The sequence below is a fragment of the Roseateles sp. P5_B10 genome (assembly GCF_056400485.1).
In genome coordinates, this window is record NZ_JBFULE010001817.1 from 1 (window position 1) to 500 (window position 500).

The window sequence follows — 500 nt, forward strand, 5'->3', positions numbered from 1 at the left end:
ACCTCATTGATCGGATCGTCAAGTGCTACGGTGCATTTGCCGACCCTGCCATCAGGCCGAATCAACAACGAGTTTGGGCGACTTGCATAGCAGATATAGGGACTACCGTCCGGCGATTGAACAGCCCGAGTGTCAGGGCCTTTAACCGAGAGCCCTAGCGCCTCCATCAGTTCGCTCCGTCGAATGACGGCATCAGCGGCGCTTACGGATTCAATTTTTCCCTGATTAGGGCCACCCCAATCTCCGACTTCTTTTAGTGAGGTGTAAAATCGGCGGTCCGGAAGATAATCTCTTCTTAGCAACTCGGCAAGTTTCAGCAGGCCGTCCCTATTGTCGGGTTTGATATGCAGGCGCAGATTAACGCTAGTGTCATAGGGCGAATCTTTAATAATAGAGAGGCTCTCCATGATTCGCCAGAAAGTCGGTAGCCCTGCGGCGTGTCGACGGCTGGAGTCGTGTGACTCCTCATAGCCGTCGAGGGTGATCTGAAAATATTTAAC

1 protein-coding gene is annotated in these 500 nt (G+C 52.4%); it reads right to left on the reverse strand.

What is annotated here, in order from left to right; genetic code table 11:
• Nucleotides 1–500, reverse strand: a 500-nt coding sequence (locus tag AC1DU6_RS36060) for a radical SAM protein (RefSeq protein ID WP_477863494.1), incomplete at both ends; no start/stop codon positions are given.